Annotated in this window: 24 protein-coding genes and 1 pseudogene; 14 read left to right on the top strand and 11 right to left on the bottom strand. The window is 43.6% G+C overall.

Features of this window, described 5'->3' with window-relative positions; all coding sequences use genetic code 11:
- Positions 1–224: 224 nt before the first annotated feature.
- Together IPL83_07875 and IPL83_07870 are read left to right on the top strand one after the other, a co-directional pair.
- Entirely contained in the window at positions 225–479 is a 255-nt protein-coding gene (locus tag IPL83_07875) for a transposase (protein ID MBK9039063.1), read from the top strand.
- 4 nt (positions 480–483) lie between these two features.
- Positions 484–579: a hypothetical protein gene (locus IPL83_07870; GenBank protein ID MBK9039062.1), complete on the top strand. Its 96-nt coding sequence runs from the start codon at positions 484–486 to the stop codon at positions 577–579.
- Positions 580–583: 4 nt separating this feature from the next.
- On the opposite strand, the gene IPL83_07865 is transcribed toward IPL83_07870, so the two are convergent.
- Positions 584–820, bottom strand: coding sequence for a hypothetical protein (locus tag IPL83_07865; protein ID MBK9039061.1), 237 nt, complete (start codon positions 818–820; stop codon positions 584–586).
- 32 nt (positions 821–852) lie between these two features.
- Positions 853–1,854: a tyrosine-type recombinase/integrase gene (locus IPL83_07860; protein MBK9039060.1), complete on the bottom strand. Its 1,002-nt coding sequence runs from the start codon at positions 1,852–1,854 to the stop codon at positions 853–855.
- A 289-nt stretch (positions 1,855–2,143) separates the two neighbouring features.
- On the opposite strand from IPL83_07860, the gene IPL83_07855 reads away from it, so the two are divergent.
- Positions 2,144–3,394 (top strand): hypothetical protein, encoded by a 1,251-nt coding sequence (locus IPL83_07855; GenBank protein ID MBK9039059.1) that lies wholly within the window; start codon positions 2,144–2,146, stop codon positions 3,392–3,394.
- Positions 3,395–3,617: 223 nt separating this feature from the next.
- Here the strand turns inward: IPL83_07855 and IPL83_07850 are convergent, their stop codons facing one another.
- Together IPL83_07850 and IPL83_07845 are read right to left on the bottom strand one after the other, a co-directional pair.
- On the bottom strand, positions 3,618–3,923 hold the full coding sequence (locus IPL83_07850; protein ID MBK9039058.1) for an XRE family transcriptional regulator: 306 nt from the start codon (positions 3,921–3,923) through the stop codon (positions 3,618–3,620).
- A 122-nt stretch (positions 3,924–4,045) separates the two neighbouring features.
- Positions 4,046–4,219, bottom strand: coding sequence for a hypothetical protein (locus IPL83_07845; protein MBK9039057.1), 174 nt, complete (start codon positions 4,217–4,219; stop codon positions 4,046–4,048).
- A gap of 327 nt (positions 4,220–4,546) precedes the next feature.
- On the opposite strand from IPL83_07845, the gene IPL83_07840 reads away from it, so the two are divergent.
- From IPL83_07840 to IPL83_07810, 7 genes are all read left to right on the top strand, one after another.
- The gene (locus tag IPL83_07840; GenBank protein ID MBK9039056.1) at positions 4,547–5,392 is read left to right on the top strand and encodes a hypothetical protein; all 846 of its coding nucleotides are present in this window, start codon (positions 4,547–4,549) and stop codon (positions 5,390–5,392) included.
- Between the two features lie 1,556 nt (positions 5,393–6,948).
- A complete protein-coding gene (locus tag IPL83_07835) occupies positions 6,949–7,284 on the top strand; it encodes a hypothetical protein (GenBank protein ID MBK9039055.1) in 336 nt (111 codons plus the stop codon).
- Complete coding sequence (gene tnpB / locus IPL83_07830; GenBank protein MBK9039054.1) at positions 7,281–7,691, top strand: IS66 family insertion sequence element accessory protein TnpB; 411 nt, start codon at positions 7,281–7,283, stop codon at positions 7,689–7,691. Before IPL83_07835 ends, tnpB begins: the two co-directional genes overlap by 4 nt.
- Before the next feature lie 131 nt (positions 7,692–7,822).
- On the top strand, positions 7,823–8,197 hold the full coding sequence (locus IPL83_07825) for a hypothetical protein (GenBank protein MBK9039053.1): 375 nt from the start codon (positions 7,823–7,825) through the stop codon (positions 8,195–8,197).
- Positions 8,194–8,334, top strand: coding sequence for a hypothetical protein (locus IPL83_07820; protein ID MBK9039052.1), 141 nt, complete (start codon positions 8,194–8,196; stop codon positions 8,332–8,334). The genes IPL83_07825 and IPL83_07820 overlap by 4 nt, the downstream gene beginning before the upstream one ends.
- 316 nt (positions 8,335–8,650) lie before the next feature.
- Positions 8,651–9,226 carry a transposase gene (locus tag IPL83_07815; GenBank protein MBK9039051.1) on the top strand — a complete coding sequence of 192 codons (576 nt, stop codon included), beginning with the start codon at positions 8,651–8,653 and terminating at the stop codon, positions 9,224–9,226.
- A 100-nt stretch (positions 9,227–9,326) separates the two neighbouring features.
- Complete coding sequence (locus IPL83_07810; GenBank protein MBK9039050.1) at positions 9,327–9,593, top strand: hypothetical protein; 267 nt, start codon at positions 9,327–9,329, stop codon at positions 9,591–9,593.
- A 264-nt stretch (positions 9,594–9,857) separates the two neighbouring features.
- Here IPL83_07810 and IPL83_07805 read toward each other — a convergent pair whose 3' ends face one another.
- From IPL83_07805 to IPL83_07795, 3 genes are all read right to left on the bottom strand, one after another.
- A complete protein-coding gene (locus IPL83_07805) occupies positions 9,858–10,253 on the bottom strand; it encodes a hypothetical protein (GenBank protein ID MBK9039049.1) in 396 nt (131 codons plus the stop codon).
- Between the two features lie 22 nt (positions 10,254–10,275).
- The gene (locus tag IPL83_07800; protein MBK9039048.1) at positions 10,276–10,629 is read right to left on the bottom strand and encodes a hypothetical protein; all 354 of its coding nucleotides are present in this window, start codon (positions 10,627–10,629) and stop codon (positions 10,276–10,278) included.
- Positions 10,630–10,718: 89 nt separating this feature from the next.
- The gene (locus tag IPL83_07795) at positions 10,719–11,384 is read right to left on the bottom strand and encodes a hypothetical protein (protein ID MBK9039047.1); all 666 of its coding nucleotides are present in this window, start codon (positions 11,382–11,384) and stop codon (positions 10,719–10,721) included.
- A 517-nt stretch (positions 11,385–11,901) separates the two neighbouring features.
- Here IPL83_07795 and IPL83_07790 point away from each other — a divergent pair.
- Positions 11,902–12,222 (top strand): type II toxin-antitoxin system RelE/ParE family toxin, encoded by a 321-nt coding sequence (locus IPL83_07790; GenBank protein MBK9039046.1) that lies wholly within the window; start codon positions 11,902–11,904, stop codon positions 12,220–12,222.
- 10 nt (positions 12,223–12,232) lie between these two features.
- Positions 12,233–12,514, top strand: a complete 282-nt coding sequence (locus IPL83_07785; GenBank protein ID MBK9039045.1) for an XRE family transcriptional regulator — start codon at positions 12,233–12,235, stop codon at positions 12,512–12,514.
- 113 nt (positions 12,515–12,627) lie between these two features.
- Here the strand turns inward: IPL83_07785 and IPL83_07780 are convergent, their stop codons facing one another.
- From IPL83_07780 to IPL83_07765, 4 genes are all read right to left on the bottom strand, one after another.
- A complete protein-coding gene (locus tag IPL83_07780) occupies positions 12,628–14,010 on the bottom strand; it encodes a hypothetical protein (GenBank protein MBK9039044.1) in 1,383 nt (460 codons plus the stop codon).
- A 431-nt stretch (positions 14,011–14,441) separates the two neighbouring features.
- Positions 14,442–14,840 (bottom strand): hypothetical protein, encoded by a 399-nt coding sequence (locus IPL83_07775; GenBank protein ID MBK9039043.1) that lies wholly within the window; start codon positions 14,838–14,840, stop codon positions 14,442–14,444.
- 4 nt (positions 14,841–14,844) lie between these two features.
- The gene (locus IPL83_07770; GenBank protein ID MBK9039042.1) at positions 14,845–15,117 is read right to left on the bottom strand and encodes a hypothetical protein; all 273 of its coding nucleotides are present in this window, start codon (positions 15,115–15,117) and stop codon (positions 14,845–14,847) included.
- A gap of 286 nt (positions 15,118–15,403) precedes the next feature.
- The gene (locus IPL83_07765; GenBank protein MBK9039041.1) at positions 15,404–15,913 is read right to left on the bottom strand and encodes a hypothetical protein; all 510 of its coding nucleotides are present in this window, start codon (positions 15,911–15,913) and stop codon (positions 15,404–15,406) included.
- Here IPL83_07765 and IPL83_07760 point away from each other — a divergent pair.
- A complete protein-coding gene (locus tag IPL83_07760; protein ID MBK9039040.1) occupies positions 15,903–16,295 on the top strand; it encodes a hypothetical protein in 393 nt (130 codons plus the stop codon). The two genes, IPL83_07765 and IPL83_07760, sit on opposite strands and share 11 nt — an antisense overlap.
- A gap of 358 nt (positions 16,296–16,653) precedes the next feature.
- Positions 16,654–16,734: pseudogene (locus tag IPL83_07755) on the top strand (type II toxin-antitoxin system Phd/YefM family antitoxin).
- Positions 16,735–17,101: the final 367 nt, after the last annotated feature.

The following is a 17,101-nucleotide window of genomic DNA, read 5'->3' as shown; positions in this document are numbered from 1 at the left end:
CATCGAGTGAGAACGACTAATTCGAACCACGAGGGTCCAATTGCTCCACGAGTTTTCAGGATCGAGGATGATCTGCCTAAAGAGTCTAATCAGGTTTTGGCCGGAGATATAACCTATCTAAGATTTGGATCTCGCTTTTCTATCTGGCCATAGTTCTCGATGTTTGTACCCGAAAAGTTGTGGGTTGGTCGGTCACTGACAGTTTGGAAACCACCGAGTCTTAAATGCTCTGCGGATGGCGTTGGCTAATTGCAGAAATAGGGCGAACATCGTCTTCCACTCGGACCGCGGAATTCAGTACGCGAGCAAATTATTTTTTGGCTTTGCTGAACAAAAATAATGTGATTCCGAGCATGAGTCGCAAGGGAAACTGTTACGATAATTCGATTGTTGAGAGTTGGTTCAAGTCATTCAAGTCTGAGTGGCTTTACCGTCATGACTACAAAACAGAAGCGGAGCTGAGAACCTTGGTTTTTTGAGTATATTGAAATCTGGTACAACAAAAAGAGATTGCATTCATCACTTGGCTATCAGAGTCCTTTAGAGTATGAGTCAACACTAAATGTAAATGCCGCCTGAGAAACTATCCACTTTTTCTGGGGAATTCCACCTCTTCACTTTCATGGACTACAGTAAACCCAGCTGCAAGCATCAGGTTTTTAACTTTGTCCTTCTCCTTGCCGTCGACCAAGAGATCAATATCGAGAGTCGCTCGAGCAACCCCATGGGCCGCTAGTGCAAAACCACCTATAAGAGCATGTTCTATTGAAGCACTTTTAAGAGCTTCATTCGCAGTAGTTAGCGTATCTTTTAAATTCATAGGACCTACCTTACCAGAGACTACGAAATTCCTCAATCGTCCCACTCAAGCCACTTGGAATTCGACTCCTTGGGGTTGGCCTCTAAATACCTTCCGGTGGTCGCAACACTCCTGTGCCCAAGAGTTTTTTGCACCACGTGAATCGGCGCGCCGTTTTCGAGCGCGTGAGTGGCTGAAGTGTGTCTGAACCAATGGGGTGAGGGCACCGGACTGACTTTTGCCTTTTTAGCTGCATTTTTAATCATGCGAAACACTTGCTCGGGCGATAGCCGTCCATAAGGGGCTTTTTTTGATAAAAATAGAGGTGTTTTAGGGTCTTTTTTTAGGCCTATTTCTTTATGATAACTATATATTTCATCCATTAGCGCCTTTGGCACTATGACGTTTCTCACTACCCCACCCTTACCTAGGATTTGCAGCAAGGATTCACCACTGGGCTTAATCCTCACATCACTTAACTTTAACCCCACTAGCTCCCCTACTCTGATTCCTGAAAAATAAAGGAGCTTAATGATTGCGCGATTGCGCAAGGATCTTTCGCACTCATACATCCGCAAAACCTGAGTGTGAGATAGGATTTTTGTCCCCACCCGATCAGGCACTTTTATTGATTCTAAACTGAGTCCGGGGTTTTTCTCTAAAAACCCGGTTTTGGTCAGAAAACTTAAGAAAGAGGAGAGCGAGTTTTTTGCCAGATTTCTGGAGGCTGGTTTTAAATGCTCCTTTGACTTGAGGAACAGGACTAGGTGGCCTATTTGAATTTCGCGGAAGGAATTTACAGTGACCTCAAAGAGGGACAGAAATTCGGTCCAAATACGCTGGTAATATCGACGCGTGTTGGGGGCTTTTTGATAGAGCCAGGAGAAAAGTAGGCCCTGCTCGTGGCTTGAGAGTTTTGAGAAAACGGTTTTGTAGTTGAGGGAGATATTTTTACTAGATGACAAATCAAGGGCCTTATTATCGGCTCGCGAGTTAGTTGGAGATTTTGCTGAATTCAGGGGGCTTTTTGAGGGAATACCAAGGTGATTTGCCATATTAAAATCCTAGCACAACTGACGAACAGAGAAAGGCAAGAAAACACCTATAAGCTTACAGTCTTATGGGCCAACCGCTCTACTCAGCCACTTTACAAGCCCAGAAGAGGTTTGATCGGGTTTAGGTTACAGAACCTCAATCCACATTCAGCACTAGGAATGAAATCTCCGATTGAATTTGCAAAGGAACAGGATTCTATGTTAGCAAGCTAACGCCACCTGACTCAGGTTACTCGACCTATAGAGTCTTGGGCCAACGGACCTCATAATAACGGGCTTAGGAGCATTCGTGATCATCACAATCTCAATTCCCCTTTCACTTACATTGGCGCTCTGCTTTTCCCAGCTGCTCCAAGCACAGGAAATCAACTCAATTGAAGACCTTCAATCCGTCATAGATTCAGGACGCATTTTATCGGCTGATGAAGTCTTCAATCGTTTACCTATGATCATGAAAGAGCGTCCAGCGCTAGTCACTCACGGTGAAGGGAATCAAAAAGGGAGTTCAGAACGACCACGCATGCTCATGGCGAAACCTGACGGCAGATTCTATGTAGGGTTTCTTACTGACGAAACTCACCAAGCCTACAATGAGGCTGAATTCGCGCAGCTGAATTCAGCGAATGAACTCGATTTTTATCTTTTCAGGAATGGCGCTCTTCAAAAAAATCCTAAACAATGTATGTATTGTCACCAGCTCGGAGCCAAGCGACACTTGCGCATAGAACAATATCCGCAGTGGTCAGGATGGCTGGGAATTTCCGTTCACACATTTGGGCGCTTACGAGAGCTAGACATAGAACGTATTGGGATCCTAATGAAGGCCAAACCTGAGATTGCCCGCCTAAGACACCTCGCCCTCGATCTTTCAGTTCCTGATTATTATAACGTGTGGCCGATGCATGATAACGCCTCACGATTCAATTTAATTGCAATGAAAACGCTGGGAAAGGTCTTATTCGAGAGCGTTCGTCGCCATGCTCGCTATCATACTCTTAAATATGCGCTAGCGGTACCCCTAGTAGAAAACGCAGGTCACATTCTTCAAAGTCTTCTCTCGCCGTCGGACTACCGCCAATACACGAAGGATCGAAGGTCTCTCATCCAAGAATTGAACGGGCATAAGGAGAATCTAAAAACCTATGTAGATAAATTGTTTACAAAAGTCTACGGTGTCCCTTGGAAGCATTTTATCGCGTTGGTACCAAATCTCCAAAATGTAGATGAAGACCCTGTGTTTGTCGAATGGGCCCTGCGACAGATGGGCGATTCGTTAAGCAACTACTCCACATCTGGAACGAGGCCATCCCCTGTTTTGAATGATGGTTTTGGCGGAGAAATGGGCACTGGAATCATTAGGGTGATTCGAATTCAAATTCTTAAAGACATCAGTGGAAATTCAGAAATTGCAGCGCCTTTTTCTTACGTACAACCGGAAAAATACGACGGACTCATTGAAGTCGTTTCTGATCAGACGAAGATCCGCCCATACGCTACCAAGGCCCAAGCGGCCGCTTGCACACAAGTATTAATCCAGTGATCAACATATCCCGCTTCATATGTGTTGGTGCTGGTTACATCTCTGAAGAGGACCACAACGGATTCTCTCAGCACTCTAAAACCTAATCTCCATAATGAGTGCCGTCGATACGGCACGTCTCCTTGTCATTCCAGTTAATAGAAAATCAATTGCGCTCCCAAATTTATCGACGGCCCTGTAGAGATACAGACTACTTCTTGCAGATTGCAACAGGTAGTTACTCTTATTTAGCAATCTTAAATTCTACCCGAGGATCAATTTCTTCATTATAAGAGATCAGCTTGTCAGTGGAAACCTTGTCAATACGGTGATTGACGATCTCACTGACCCTTGACTGATCAATTCTCAATAGCTTTGCAAATTCCACCTGAGATAAACCTTTCTCATTCATATATTTTACGAGATTTTGGCATAGGTCCCAACGAAACTTCTCAGCGGGGGAAGAACTGGGGCCAACCATCAAGGTGCCCTCAATATCCCGGAGTTTCTTATCAATCTCTTTTAATTGCCTCTTGCTAGGATAATCCATGATTACCTCCTGTAGGCGTTCACTATACCAACATAAAATTCACTATCATGAAGCAGCCAGATCAGTTTATAAAATTTCTGGTTAAGTTCTAGCCGGTCATTTACGAAATAGAAAAACCCCTCTTAATCTCTATCGACCGGGCCAAAAAATTTTCCGTCAAGTTGGTTTACCAGAGCCAATATTATTTCATCGGTCACTGAATCCGAGTGTTTTTCAGCGTAGTGAGGATCAATGACAACCGACTCTATTTTCCGTCCATTGATGTTCAATTTAAGCTGATAAACCCGCCGACTCATGCGGAGAGCCTACCAGATCTTGCAATAAATTGCAAGATCATTTGATGCTCTAAATCACAGTCGATTTATGTAAGAAAACTGCATTAAGCTTACAGTTTTAGCGACAACCCCCATCAGATCATTCTCAAACTGCTTCCCGAGAAAATTAAACTTGTCGCAGTTCAAGAAAGTGGTAAAAATACCTATGAAGCCCGCGGTGTTGTCAGCTTTCAATCGGTCATGGAAAACGGTGTGGTCGGAGAGTTGAAAATGTTCCAGGTCAAACACATCATCAGCAAGCCAGTCTCAAGCTGAAAGAATAGCGATTTTGAAGGCTAAAAGTATTCTATGAAAAATTGGTGGTTTTGGTTTCTTATCTTCTGCGTTGTGATTTTCTTTTGGAATCATAAGAAAAGGCGAATCGCTGATGTCGTTTCAGTCGAAAGTGAAACTCTTCAGTCTGAACCTCTAGAAAGTGCTCATGGACCGATTCCAAAACAAGCGGACCATGCACCCAAAAGCAACTTTCAACAATCGCAGGCAATGCCATCAGCGACACGAAGTGCTACGCCAATTTCACAAGCCAAAGAAGAGGTCAATCCTTATCACGTTGATAGATTTACCCTTAGAAAACTTGATCTGCCACAGCCGAAATCAGTTGGAGATTTGATAGGTAAATTGACTGATTTCAAAGAGCCAATGCTGCCAGTTGTTTTGCCTCTTCAGGAAGGAGATGGCGATGGAGACGTGCTAACTGGCCCTATGCGCGGGTATTATGAGATCACTGGGGGCGGACTTAAACGGATTCAGGTGGCGCGCGATACAGGTGGAATTTCTGTATCGCTTGAAGAAGCCAATGGCGAATACCACGAATGGCAAACGGACGAGCATAAGTTAAAACTTAAGAACTTCAACGACGATCCCTATTCCCTTGTGATTATTCTTCCTGATAACCGCATGATTTATTTAAAATTCCATGCTCGAATTCAATATCCTGGAGTGGACTATCGAGTACGAGGAATGACTGGCTGGATTTTATCCAACAGCGGTGAAACCTCTAGGGCCTCTCGTACTGCGGTGGTTGGTGATCTTGGCGGGGAATTGGCGGTATTTGGCCAAGCCCAATCCGATGGCACTCAGTGGCCAAGCATCGACGATATTAATAGGATATTGCCAGAAAATCTCCCACAGTGACTACCTGTCCCGTCTCACGTAACGGGACCGGTATGACGCAGACAAAGCTCACATATGTGGACCTGATATGTGGGGTCAAAATCTCACATACTTGGACCGGTTAAATTCTTAAAAATTAGGCATGGAAACATCCACCTGAACTTCATGCAAGAATAGCCTTTAAAAGTGACATTTCGCAGTAGACCTTCAAATCCACCTCTCAATTTTTTCTAGTCGAGCACAAAGATGGGTTGAATCCCCCGTCCATTTATATAATTTTATCTGACGCGGTAAAATTTTGGGTTTTCTGGATTATTTCTAAGGAGTCCGAACGGAGCTTTCCCTTTCCCAAAGAAATGGGATCAGAGGTCATTTAGAATCTAGCTTCGATTTGAAGGAGCTAAGGTCTGCTGCCGTAGATCATTTTGGCGCTCGAACCGAAGCACTCGATGATAATCCGCTGAGCGCACTCGAGCCCTTTAAACTCTTCATAGATACGGCCAAAAATATTCACCCGTATTTTGATGACATTTCTCATCGTCTGAAAGGCCCATTTTAAAAAAGACGTGCCGTATCGACGGCACGTCTTTCAGAAAAGCACTAAAGTTTTCTTATTTATATCCCGATGATGTTGTTGGATTATTATGAGATCAGAGAGGAACCCATAATGAGTGCCGTCGATACGGTACGATTACTTGCGCGAAAGCAAGACGAATCCAAAGGCCACAAAAATGGCCCACACTTAGGATTGATTTTCCACGGCCGCTTTTTTTCTAACACAGTTTGCTAGAATTTTAGTATGAGATAAGCAAACAACGGTGACCTGGAAATATAGCGGCGCGAGATCCTTTTCGATGCGAAAGGAGTTAAGTCAGAAGAGCATCTTATCTCGAGCGTGAGAGTGGGCAAAATCCGGGGGCATCGGTAAATTTCATGGAAGAGACGTATACAAACGAATTCTCGAGTTTAAACACGAAGCCCAGAAGTCTCGAGAGGAACGCACTGTTGTGCTGGATGTTCGAGGGATCTGTAACCTAAACCCGATCAAACCTTTTCTGGGCTTGTAAAGTGGACGGGAGGCCGCAGAGAATGCGCAATTTATCTAATGCGTGTCCTATTTTCTGGCCTGATCCAATGATTATTGCAGAAAATCAGTAATTCTCTAGGATGAGACGAGAGCCCAATAGGCATCAATGGGATCTTGATGAAGTAAGGGCAAATAACAACTTCCGCACCCTATTTTCAAGTACGATTTCATATGATTCATAACAGTCCTCAAGATTGCCATTTTGTGTTTGGTAGAAGAAAATTCCGACTACATCTTTTCCTGTTTTTATTCTGTCCAGGTCTTCAACGCAGCTTTTCTTTGCGTGTGCGGCCAGGAAAAAAAGACTCAGACGACAGCGCAATACAGAAATAAACAAAGTAGGTTCTCATGGTCAACTGTCCTGCCTCATCCACCTTCATTTGGAATATTCATCCTTTATTCTAAATCGTATCCGTTCACTGACCGTGAATGGAATCTGATATTTTTTTAAGTAAAATCCGCCGATTGACACTTTCAAAGGCGGTAACCAATGACTTCAGATTTTCTGCAAGAATTAAGGAGAGATATCGAAGCCTGGCGAGTCAGGAAGAAATCTCCTCAGGAGAAATTTCCTGATGAACTGAGGAGTCGGATTTTTGGTCTGCGAGAGCTATTTGATGACCGCCTCCTGCGTCGAGAACTCAGTTTATCGCCCGGATTTTTTCAATCCAAAGCAAGTAGGGAACGATCCGCCTCTAAGCTTCGGCGGAGGAATTTTGTGCCAAACAATTCTGGGCCCTTTATTAAGTTTTCCCCCGATCTAACAGTTGAGGCACCTCGAGTTGTTTTACGACTTTCTGATTTGACGATTGAAATTCATCGGTGATTCAAATCAGTCCGTCCTCACCGATTTATATCCACTGCGGAGCTGTGGATTTTCGTAAGGGAATCGATGGCCTTTGTGGAGTTTGCAAGGAGCAGATGGAGAAGGACCCCATGAGTGGAGCTCTTTTTGTTTTCTCCAATAGATCGAGGAAATCTCTCAAGATATTGGTTTATGACTCCCAGGGGTTTTGGATATTTCATAAGCGGCTCAGTCGTGGATCGTTTAAGTGGTGGAGGACGGGAGAGGGAGTCTCGGGTGAGCTACGAGCCTCAGAGTTGGCAGTTCTTATCTGGAATGGAAATCCCGATTTAGCCGCACCACAAACAGAATGGAAAAGTACTTCCAATTTTGTGAAATCAGCGGAAGACTTTTCCGATGTTGAAAGCCAAGAAGAAGATCCACATTGAGATGACAGATGAGAAGCTTCATCGGCTGATTGACGAGATTGAGAGCTCAAACTTAACGGAAGAAACTCGTCAAGAATTAATCAATTCTCTCAGAGCCTTGATTGAATTAGATCGTTTGGTGGGACTGAAAAGTGCCACCATCGCCAGATTGCGCAAGATATTTGGAAAGCAATCAGAGAAAGTTCAACAAAAGACCCTCAGGAGAAAAGCCTGCTCATGGGAACACCGGAGGCAGTGGTCGCCATGGCCACGATCATTACCCATCGGCCAGTGTCCAAAATTATGAGATTGTAAATCTAAAGGAAAAGGACCCTTGTCCGGACTGTCAAAAAGGGAGGGTGTACAACTGGAATCCAGGCATTTATGTGCGCGTGACGGGCAATCCGCCACTTTCAGTGAGCGTTCACAAGACCCAGAAACTTCGTTGTAACCTGTGTGGCAAAATATTTGAGGCGGAGTTTATCGGAAAAGGGGAGGAAAATTCGACGCACAAGCCAAAGCCATGATAGCCATTCTTCACTATAAGTCCTCTCTGCCATTTTACCGTCTTGAAAAGTTACAAGAAAAGCTCGGGCTCCCTGTGGCTCGATCAACACTCTGGACTCAGACGGAAAACCTGGCCAACCAGATGATTCTGGTTTGAAGGTCATGGTCCGAAAGGCTTCGGAGGGAGCGTTGTTCTATATTGATGACACCAAGGCCAGAGTTCTCTCCCTCATGAGGGAGAATGAACTTCAGGAGCCAAATACCAAAAACAGAACCGGCATGTACACCACGGGCATTCTTTCTGAAACTCCAGAGGGAAAAATCATTCTATATTTTACCGGAAGGAAATACAGTGGAGAGAATTTGGAAGAGCTCCTGACTCGGCGGCAAAGTCAGGGTCCCATTGCCATCATGTCAGATGCTCTGAATATGAATAATATCAAAGACCGAGCCCAGGAGATATTGAAATACCTGTGTCTCACCCACGGTCGGAGCAATTTAAGGATATCGAGCAGGACTTTAAAAGAGAAAGCGAATTTGTGCTGGGCCTTATTTCTCAGGTCTATGCAAACGAACGGCACTGTAAAGATGTGAATTTATCCCCCGAAGAGCGCCTCCAATACCACCAAGAGAAAAGTGCCCAGCCGATGGGGGAACTCAAAACCTGGATTGACAAAGTATTTCCCAACAAACTCGCTGAGCCCAATTCAAAACTAGGAGCCGGCGTCAAATACATGCAGAAGCATTGGAAGGGGCTCACCGCATTTCTCCGCCACCCAGGAGCCCCCATCGACAACAATATCCTCGAGCAACAGCTCCGTACCCCCGTTCTAAACCGAAAAAACTTCCTCTTCTTTAAAAGTGAATACGGGGCCTTCGTGGGCGACATTCTTCTCTCAGTTATAAAAACTTGTGACATCAGTGAGGCCAACGCTTTTGACTATATGGTGTCCATTCAAAAAAACTTTGAACTGGTCAGGTCCAACCCTGATAACTGGATGCCATGGAACTACACACAAAATTTCGAAGTAGTCATTCACGGTCAATGAACGGATACGGTGATTGAGACCAAGGGGTTCTCGGAGACCTTCTTAAAAAAGATTCTTCGAAATGCTCAACTCTATCAAACCCTACTGTTGGAGGAGTGGAATGAAATCCACAAAGATGAAGAAAAAAATTGAATACGGAACTGTGGAAGCGCCGGATGGCTTTGACGACCCCAAAAATCACAAGGTCCGGGTAACCATGTGGCTCGATGGCGATCTGCTAGATGAACTTCGTAAACGCGCCGCTGAAGTTGGTGCTGGCTATCAGACCTACACGCAAAAGATTCTGCGCGATTGCGTGTTTGAAACAGACAGCTTGGCCAAGCGCCTGGAGCGCGTCGAGAAAGTCCTTAAGATCAAGATGGGATGACAAGTCACTCTTATACATCATTACTTCCGCAGTATTCGTTTATCTACGATCTCCCTTTCAATAAGCTCCGTGACAGGCCAGATCCCGCTTACCTATCATCCCGCAGTTTCTTTATTTCTCTAATTGGACCTTCTGCATCAGTAGAAGGTCCAGGAAGAATTGATCCCGAGCTAGTCAAAGTTCCCAAATAACTAAGCCTTTCAATCACATCAGCCAAAGTGCGTTCGTTCAATTCTTGTTCGCCAGAGTCCACATTGAAAATGATTATTCCATTTTTTTGACTTCATTTTTTATAACAGGACGACCTGGAAATGCTTGATGATAAATTGCAGTGAGTGGAGAGAATTCAGAATTTCCTCTAGTTGAAAAACTAAGTGAAGATACTAACGTAGTCTTCCCGGTGACTAATATTTTGTGAATAATAATTTTAAAACGCAGCTGAACAATACTATTCCCGTTTATCAGAACAGGCACAAAACCTCTTCCTTTATAAATTTTCTGGTTAACTAAAACTTTGGAAAAATTACCAAATACTTCAGGAGCATCAGTTACTTCAAACGGACGCCTTTCAGGATCCAACTTTTTAAATTCTATAGGCAAATCAAAGATATTGTAGCCATCCCAGCGCATTTGAAAAAGAGGAGCCAAAACATGGGTCATTAATGGGACCTCCGCAACGAGGTCAGTAAGTAAAACTTTTATTTTCTCCTAGAAAACCCGCAATTGATCCTTCGATTTTTTCACCGATTTTAATACGTCTACTATAGACATGTCGCGGAGTCTTTTCTTGGAGCACCCAATCCCACATTAGTTTGTCGTGCTTGTATGCCAGCTGCGTTCTTTGAAAGGCCTCCAGAACGCCTTCGTCTAGAGAAAAAGCTAAATTACCTGTTCCTGCTAATCTAGCACTGCAAGTTATCGAATTGACATGAGGAATTAAAGAAGTGGAATTTCCCAAGGAGTGAAATGGTAAAAAAAATATAAAAAACGTCACTGTTGCTGCCAATGATCGGAGAATTGTTATTAATTTTTCCATAGACCCCCTTTTATATAAAGATGCGGGATAATTATTCGTCGCATTAAATGCTGTCAAGCATTATTCTACTTCATGTAAGAAAAGTCTTGTTAATGCTGTTGCAGTATTGATTCGCTAATTTCTGTATCTGAATTGCCTGGTAGCTGAACAACTTGAGTGGTTCTTACATCACCGCCGACGCGACGATTTACTTCATTTCGTCTTATCTCTACCTCTAGAAGGAAACATGTCCCCCCAGAAGGAGCAGAATTCGGGCATTTAGTTTGTTCGCCAAAACCAAACTGCCATACTTGGCTCATTGGTGCTTTGCATTTCCCCGTTCCCATAAAACCTCTGTTACACCATTCTTCCTGGAGAAAATAACGATTGAAAGTTTCTTGTAGATCAATACGACGAGTTTCGGACCACCGCTCATTTTCTTCATCAAACTCAGTTAAAAAAATCTGATACAATTCATTTATCGAGCTAAAATGTCGAAATTCGGTAAAACATAGATTACATCTACTCACACCGACCCAAGCAAATAGCCCTCTGGAAGGCTTATTGAATTGGGACATCTCTTTGGGAATATTCACCATATTCTCGGCTATTACCGTCCATGACTTCCAAGGATTTTCTTCTTCTACAAACTTAGCTGTCGTCGTATGCAGTCGATCTTTTCCTTGTTGTATGGTTTCAGCAAGCGAAACTCCTGAACAAAGAATTGTCATAATGATGATTTTTGTCATAAATAGCTGCCTCGAAATCACTCTCATCGCTCTCTCCCACCATAAGGAGGAAACTCGCTTTTGGAATTTCCTGTTCTATTCTCAAAATTGGCGAACCTCATCCACCCAAATCAAGCCTCCCAACTGGGACGCGCAATGAGAGGGCCTAAAATAAGCATTCCCCCACATCTGGGATGGCCCCTTATGACGTAATGCGCAATTTTTGTCAATTCTTTTCGTTGATGTAAGAAAGGTGCAATAATCATACATGATCAGGTGCAGAATCTGAGGCTCTGAATGCCCTCCCCGCCCGTTACGATTGTTACAATTTAGTCAGATGAGTCGACACTCTCGAGTTAAGAGCGAACGTCAACTGGTTGATTTATTTGGCTTATAGCCATTTCTCCAGGCCTCCTCCGTGGCTCTCAAATTTGAAAGCCGATCACTCTTAGTCCCTAGTCATCCACTGTTTCAGATCCTTTTTCGGGAGATCAATATAATTCCTTTCAAAATTATACGAAATATTGTATACATTAAATTGTATGATTGCGGGAGAGGTGGGGTCTTGGCGCTAAAGGAAGTTTTATGGCTAGGCGACAGCAAAAAGGTGGTTAGCCGATTTCCAGCGGCAATTAGGGAGGATTTGGGCTTTCAACTCTACCAACTTCAACAGGGAAAAATGCCACTTAAAAGTCGTCCTATGAAAACTATAGGACCGGGAGTCTTTGAGTTGAAGGAACAAGACCATCAGGGGTGGTATAGAGTTATTTACACCATCCAGGTGAAGGACCGTGTTTATGTCCTTCATTGTTTCAAAAAGAAGAGCTCGAAAACGGCTGGCATTGATCTGGAACTTGCAAAAAATAGATTAAAGCAGGTGAGGTAGGAGAATTTATATGAAGACCAGTAAATCTGTGTTTAAAGATATGGGATTTAACGAACAGGAAGCCATGACTTTGAAGGTTAAGGCTGACCTTCATGGTAAGATCCTCGACGTCGTTGAAAAGAGGAGAATTAAGCCTCGCGATCTTGAAAAAATACTCGACGTGCCACAGCCAAGAGTGAGCGAGCTTTTAAGAGGTAAAATGTCTTCATTCAGTATTGAGAAGCTTCTTTCCTATCTCGAAAAAATGGGAATTGAGGCCTCAGTCTCTTTTAAAAACCGAAAAGCTGGCTGAATTTTCGAGATCACATTGCATGGTCCCAAAACTCCCAAACAGAGTTTAGGAACCGATCTATTTCGCCGACATTGATAGCGAACAATGAAGTTTCAAAAATGAAATGACCAGCCCTATTTCAGGACGGAGTGGGCTTCCAAGGAGCGAATAAACTCTTCGTCCAAAGCCTCTCTTGTGAAGTGAAAATCCCCTGTTTCCATCCCAAACTGTGGAGCCAGAACAACTTTTATAAAAGCCCTGGACAGAGTCTTGCGATCAATATGTGCAAACATAGGGTCATTAAAGACAGTTTCATATTCGGAAGCCCAACGAAATAAAACCTCAGTTTGATCAAGAATCGGCAGGATCGACCTGACTTGCTCGACATACATGTGACGGAGAGTATTTTTGTCGCTCAATTCCTTAGCTACAACCAATGGAACCTTAAACTCGGCCGCCGTCCGAAAATTTTTTGGATCAACAAAAAAGCGGGCCGTAACCCAAATTAGGCCGTTCATTTTTGAAAATGAGAGGGACTCTACTACATCTTTTCGAGTTAAAACGTCAACAAGCGCGCGAGTAGTCGCATTGATTCCCCACCCAGTGCGGCCAAGGGACCAAATAACCTCCGCCGCCTTTTCGGGCGTCTTAAAAAGGTTCACAGGAGCAAGGGGATCATCAATCCCATTCGCAAGGTGTAAGAGGTTTCGAGGCATAGTGAAATTTTCATCAAAATACATCAGATGCCAGTAGTTGCGCGTATTATCCACGAGTTCCTTCACCACCCCGAGCTGCATCGGTAGATTGGCTTTGTACGATCGCACAAACCCATAATAAGGGCTGGACTCGCCTCTTAGCATTTTTAAAAAGTCTTCAAAATGATCGAATTCATGTTTCAGTCCCACAGAAAGAAGTGCTGATTCTGGTTCCACTGCTGTAAGAAGTTGAACGTTCACTCGCGGGAGAGGAAGAGGCGCACCTCCTCGCCACCAATAAGCTAAGCGCTCAACCGGATTCCTTGGTCCAACCCCGGCTGTTGGAGGCACGAAGCTGGCTCCTATCCCCATAATATACTGTTCAATATGAAACCCAATCTCGCCGCCTTTCTGTTGAACGCCTCTGACAACTTCGTCCAATGCCTTAACATTTGAGGCGTTTAAAATGGTGATTATATGCGATCTATTTCCATTGGGGGCAATTCGAATCTCTGCCCGGTGAGAAACCCCTTTGTTACGAAGCAACAGGCTTACCCCATTAAACAGCAATTCAACTAGCTGCCTTTGTTCATTCAACAAAAATGGCCGATGGTTACTGACAGAATCCCCAAAAATATTAGCAAAATAAATGAGAAACTGACGCAATTCTTCTAGATCGAAGACCCTCTGATCGCTGAGTTCAACGCCTCTCACTGTGGACCGAAATCCAGGCAAACCCGAACGGACCTGGTCTCCGTGCATCTCGATCTCCGTCGTGGCTTTCGGTAGATGTTCCAAAGATAGGTTCTTGAGGAGCCTCATGCATTCTTCAGCTGGTTCCACACTAGCATTTGAGCTACCAAAACCAATTTGGGATATGAACATGAATAGGATCACTAGGATATTTGTGAACTTGGACATTTTACCTTTCTCGCCGTTGATTGAATCGGAATCCGTATAACCGAATGTGTGCGCGAAGCATTATTTAATGTCAAGCGTTAGATCATATTAAGTACATGATCATGCACAAAATATGACGCCAAAAAAAATGCTATCCCCGCCCGTTACGATTATTACATTTTAGCCAGATGAGCCATCACTTTCGAGATAAGATAAATGTCAACTGGTTGATTTTTTTGGGCTTATACAAATCTCTCGAGACCTCAACGGCACTCGAATTAGAAAGCCCAATCCGTCATTTTGCCGAATGTGCACCTTCAAGGTGTAGCCTCGCAGTGAAAGCGCTGGGGAAGCTAAAGGTCTTCACCACCGCCTTCATTATAAGCACTATCATGATCTGGATGTAAGGAAATAAACACCATGAATTTTCCATCTCGACAAACCCTCGCTCGAAATTTCTTTGATATTCGAATGGAGGCTATGGTTTTACCTGATTGCGTGAGCTGGGCTTCAATCGGCTCCCAGTTGAGACCTCGTTTTTGGGTTCTTGATGAGGTCTTATATACCTGATCCCAGGTCATTTGCTTGATTTTTTCAACTGTAGCCTCGAGTTGATCAAGCTCTGGAGCTTCAAGCTCAGATAGTTCCTCAACAAGCCGTGGAAATTCCAAATCGCATTCAATCAGTTCATGTTGGGTGGATACAGCCGCAACTCGTGTAGCCTTGCTCTTTTCCGGCTTCTTTGCCTTCACAGGCTCACTTTTTCTTTCTCAGAGAGGCAAATAATTTCTTCGTGTCTGTGGCCTTTGGCCTTCTTTTTGATTCCCATTCATTAAATTCATTCACAGATTCATGAGCTTCCTTTGTATGAAAGATTTTCTGTGAATCTGGAATAAATGTTCCCGAAGAAATTCGTATTTCGTGGCCATCGAGCTCCTCGACCAAAATCTGTTTGCCAGCCCAAGACTTACCAATACTTATTTGCCCATTAGCAGGAACTTTTAACAATTTGACGTTTTTAACTCCCATCAGAACTCCTTAGCTCGAATCATAATATCCTAAATTAGGATATTATGCAATTCCTCGCAAAAAAAGATCCTGGAACCATGAAACCCGATATATTCGATTTAATGACAAATATGGGCGAGAGTCGCAATCATACATGATTTCAGGCAGAAACTGAGGCCCAAAATGAGCCCCTACTCCCTCATAATTTTACCTGTAGAAATCAATATCGTTGCGAAGCCAAGACGGATAATCAACAGATCATGTATTTCATTTTTCAAGTTGTGATTTTGCTACAATACCCCAAACGCTATGGCTCGTCATAGCCAGTAGAACCATCTGGGAAAACCGCAGTCCCACATGAATACTGGGGCATAGCCGATTTCTTAACTTCACGATAACAAATTAAGTTAAGACCATTTTTTATGTAAATAGCGCCATCTACTGATTTTTGTTCTGTCGCTACAACATGGGTCAACTCATCATATAATATTTGCGCAGGCATCCCAGAAAAAGAAAGAGAGGCGGTACCAGTACCGGCATTTGCCACTGATGAATAGACCGTGATCTTTCCGCTGGCCACTTCTGTTACTTTTGCGGCCTCTGCCACAATTGGCAAATAAGCAACGATAGAAAACAACATCCACAATTTCAGCAATATATTTTTCATCCGCATGGAAAATCCTTCCCCTTGAGTTTCATAATTAACCAACGCCGCAGTTTGACCTATCATCAAAAATATTAGAAAGAAAGTCATTCCACAATATGTAAGAATTTGCTTTCTTATAGATCGTGATGAGAAAAAACCTGTGATCATCACGGCATATCATCCCAGTGATATTGAGGTAAGTTATTTGAGAAAATCCAGCGGAAAAAACAAAAGTAAGGAAAGTGACCTTCTGAAAGAAGCCGAAGAGTGGGATTCCGGCAAACGAGGTTCGATTTCAACTAAGGCTAGCGATGAAGAAGAAATGGCCATTGATGAGGTCATGGGGCTGCAGATGATCTCTATTCGTCTACCACAGCTGGTTGTAGAGAAACTAAAATACCTGGCTCAAAAAGAAGGCCTTGGCTATCAACCATACAATCGACAAGTGTTGATCCATCAGGTTGAGGGAGATTATAATGCAGACAAGTTACATGATATCGAAAGGAGGCTCAAATCGGTTGAACGAAAGGTCTTTAAAAAGACTGGCGGTTAATTCGGACACCTGGAAACGACGTCAGAAAATATCTTCTCATGCGGCCACAAAATCCATCTCTCGTCGCCAGACCATATGCCGCCGCAAAATCCAGCTCTAGCCTCAAGACCATAATGTTGGGGCAAAAGGGAAATTGCGTTGAAAACCTGAGCTTAATTGATGAACCAGAATCATATTGGAGAGTTGAAACAGAAATCTCAAAAGGCGCCGCTAACGCTCCGAGCTTACGGTCGGGACTTTGGATAGGGTCAGTCAATCCATGCGCGTGTCCACAAATCATTTACAATAAAGTTGACTCTTAGAGCTACTTGAGCTATTATAGACCTTATAGCTCATTGGAGGAAATATGAGTCTCAAATTGAAATCGTTTTCGGCGAAAGAAGCAAAGGACGAGTTCGGACGACTTTTGGATACAGCAAGGCAAGAGCCTGTTGAGATCGTATCCGTTCACTGACCGTGAATGGAATCTGATATTTTTTTAAGTAAAATCCGCCGATTGACACTTTCAAAGGCGGTAACCAATGACTTCAGATTTTCTGCAAGAATTAAGGAGAGATATCGAAGCCTGGCGAGTCAGGAAGAAATCTCCTCAGGAGAAATTTCCTGATGAACTGAGGAGTCGGATTTTGGTCTGCGAGAGCTATTTGATGACCGCCTCCTGCGTCGAGAACTCAGTTTATCGCCCGGATTTTTCAATCCAAAGCAAGTAGGGAACGATCCGCCTCTAAGCTTCGGCGGAGGAATTTTGTGCCAAACAATTCTGGGCCCTTTATTAAGTTTTCCCCGATCTAACAGTTGAGGCACCT

This window comes from Bdellovibrionales bacterium (assembly GCA_016716765.1).
Lineage (GTDB): Bacteria > Bdellovibrionota > Bdellovibrionia > Bdellovibrionales > UBA1609 > JADJVA01.
This window is presented reverse-complemented; position numbering and strand designations above follow the sequence as displayed.

Coding starts and splice junctions, on each gene's coding strand:
- IPL83_07875 (MBK9039063.1), top strand. CDS start 225: ATGCTCTGCGGATGGCGTTGGCTAATTGCAGAAATAGGGCGAACATCG.
- IPL83_07865 (MBK9039061.1), bottom strand. CDS start 820: ATGAATTTAAAAGATACGCTAACTACTGCGAATGAAGCTCTTAAAAGT.
- IPL83_07860 (MBK9039060.1), bottom strand. CDS start 1,854: ATGGCAAATCACCTTGGTATTCCCTCAAAAAGCCCCCTGAATTCAGCA.
- IPL83_07850 (MBK9039058.1), bottom strand. CDS start 3,923: ATGGATTATCCTAGCAAGAGGCAATTAAAAGAGATTGATAAGAAACTC.
- IPL83_07845 (MBK9039057.1), bottom strand. CDS start 4,219: ATGAGTCGGCGGGTTTATCAGCTTAAATTGAACATCAATGGACGGAAA.
- IPL83_07840 (MBK9039056.1), top strand. CDS start 4,547: ATGAAAAATTGGTGGTTTTGGTTTCTTATCTTCTGCGTTGTGATTTTC.
- IPL83_07835 (MBK9039055.1), top strand. CDS start 6,949: ATGACTTCAGATTTTCTGCAAGAATTAAGGAGAGATATCGAAGCCTGG.
- IPL83_07820 (MBK9039052.1), top strand. CDS start 8,194: ATGATAGCCATTCTTCACTATAAGTCCTCTCTGCCATTTTACCGTCTT.
- IPL83_07810 (MBK9039050.1), top strand. CDS start 9,327: ATGAAATCCACAAAGATGAAGAAAAAAATTGAATACGGAACTGTGGAA.
- IPL83_07805 (MBK9039049.1), bottom strand. CDS start 10,253: ATGACCCATGTTTTGGCTCCTCTTTTTCAAATGCGCTGGGATGGCTAC.
- IPL83_07800 (MBK9039048.1), bottom strand. CDS start 10,629: ATGGAAAAATTAATAACAATTCTCCGATCATTGGCAGCAACAGTGACG.
- IPL83_07795 (MBK9039047.1), bottom strand. CDS start 11,384: ATGAGAGTGATTTCGAGGCAGCTATTTATGACAAAAATCATCATTATG.
- IPL83_07785 (MBK9039045.1), top strand. CDS start 12,233: ATGAAGACCAGTAAATCTGTGTTTAAAGATATGGGATTTAACGAACAG.
- IPL83_07780 (MBK9039044.1), bottom strand. CDS start 14,010: ATGAGGCTCCTCAAGAACCTATCTTTGGAACATCTACCGAAAGCCACG.
- IPL83_07770 (MBK9039042.1), bottom strand. CDS start 15,117: ATGGGAGTTAAAAACGTCAAATTGTTAAAAGTTCCTGCTAATGGGCAA.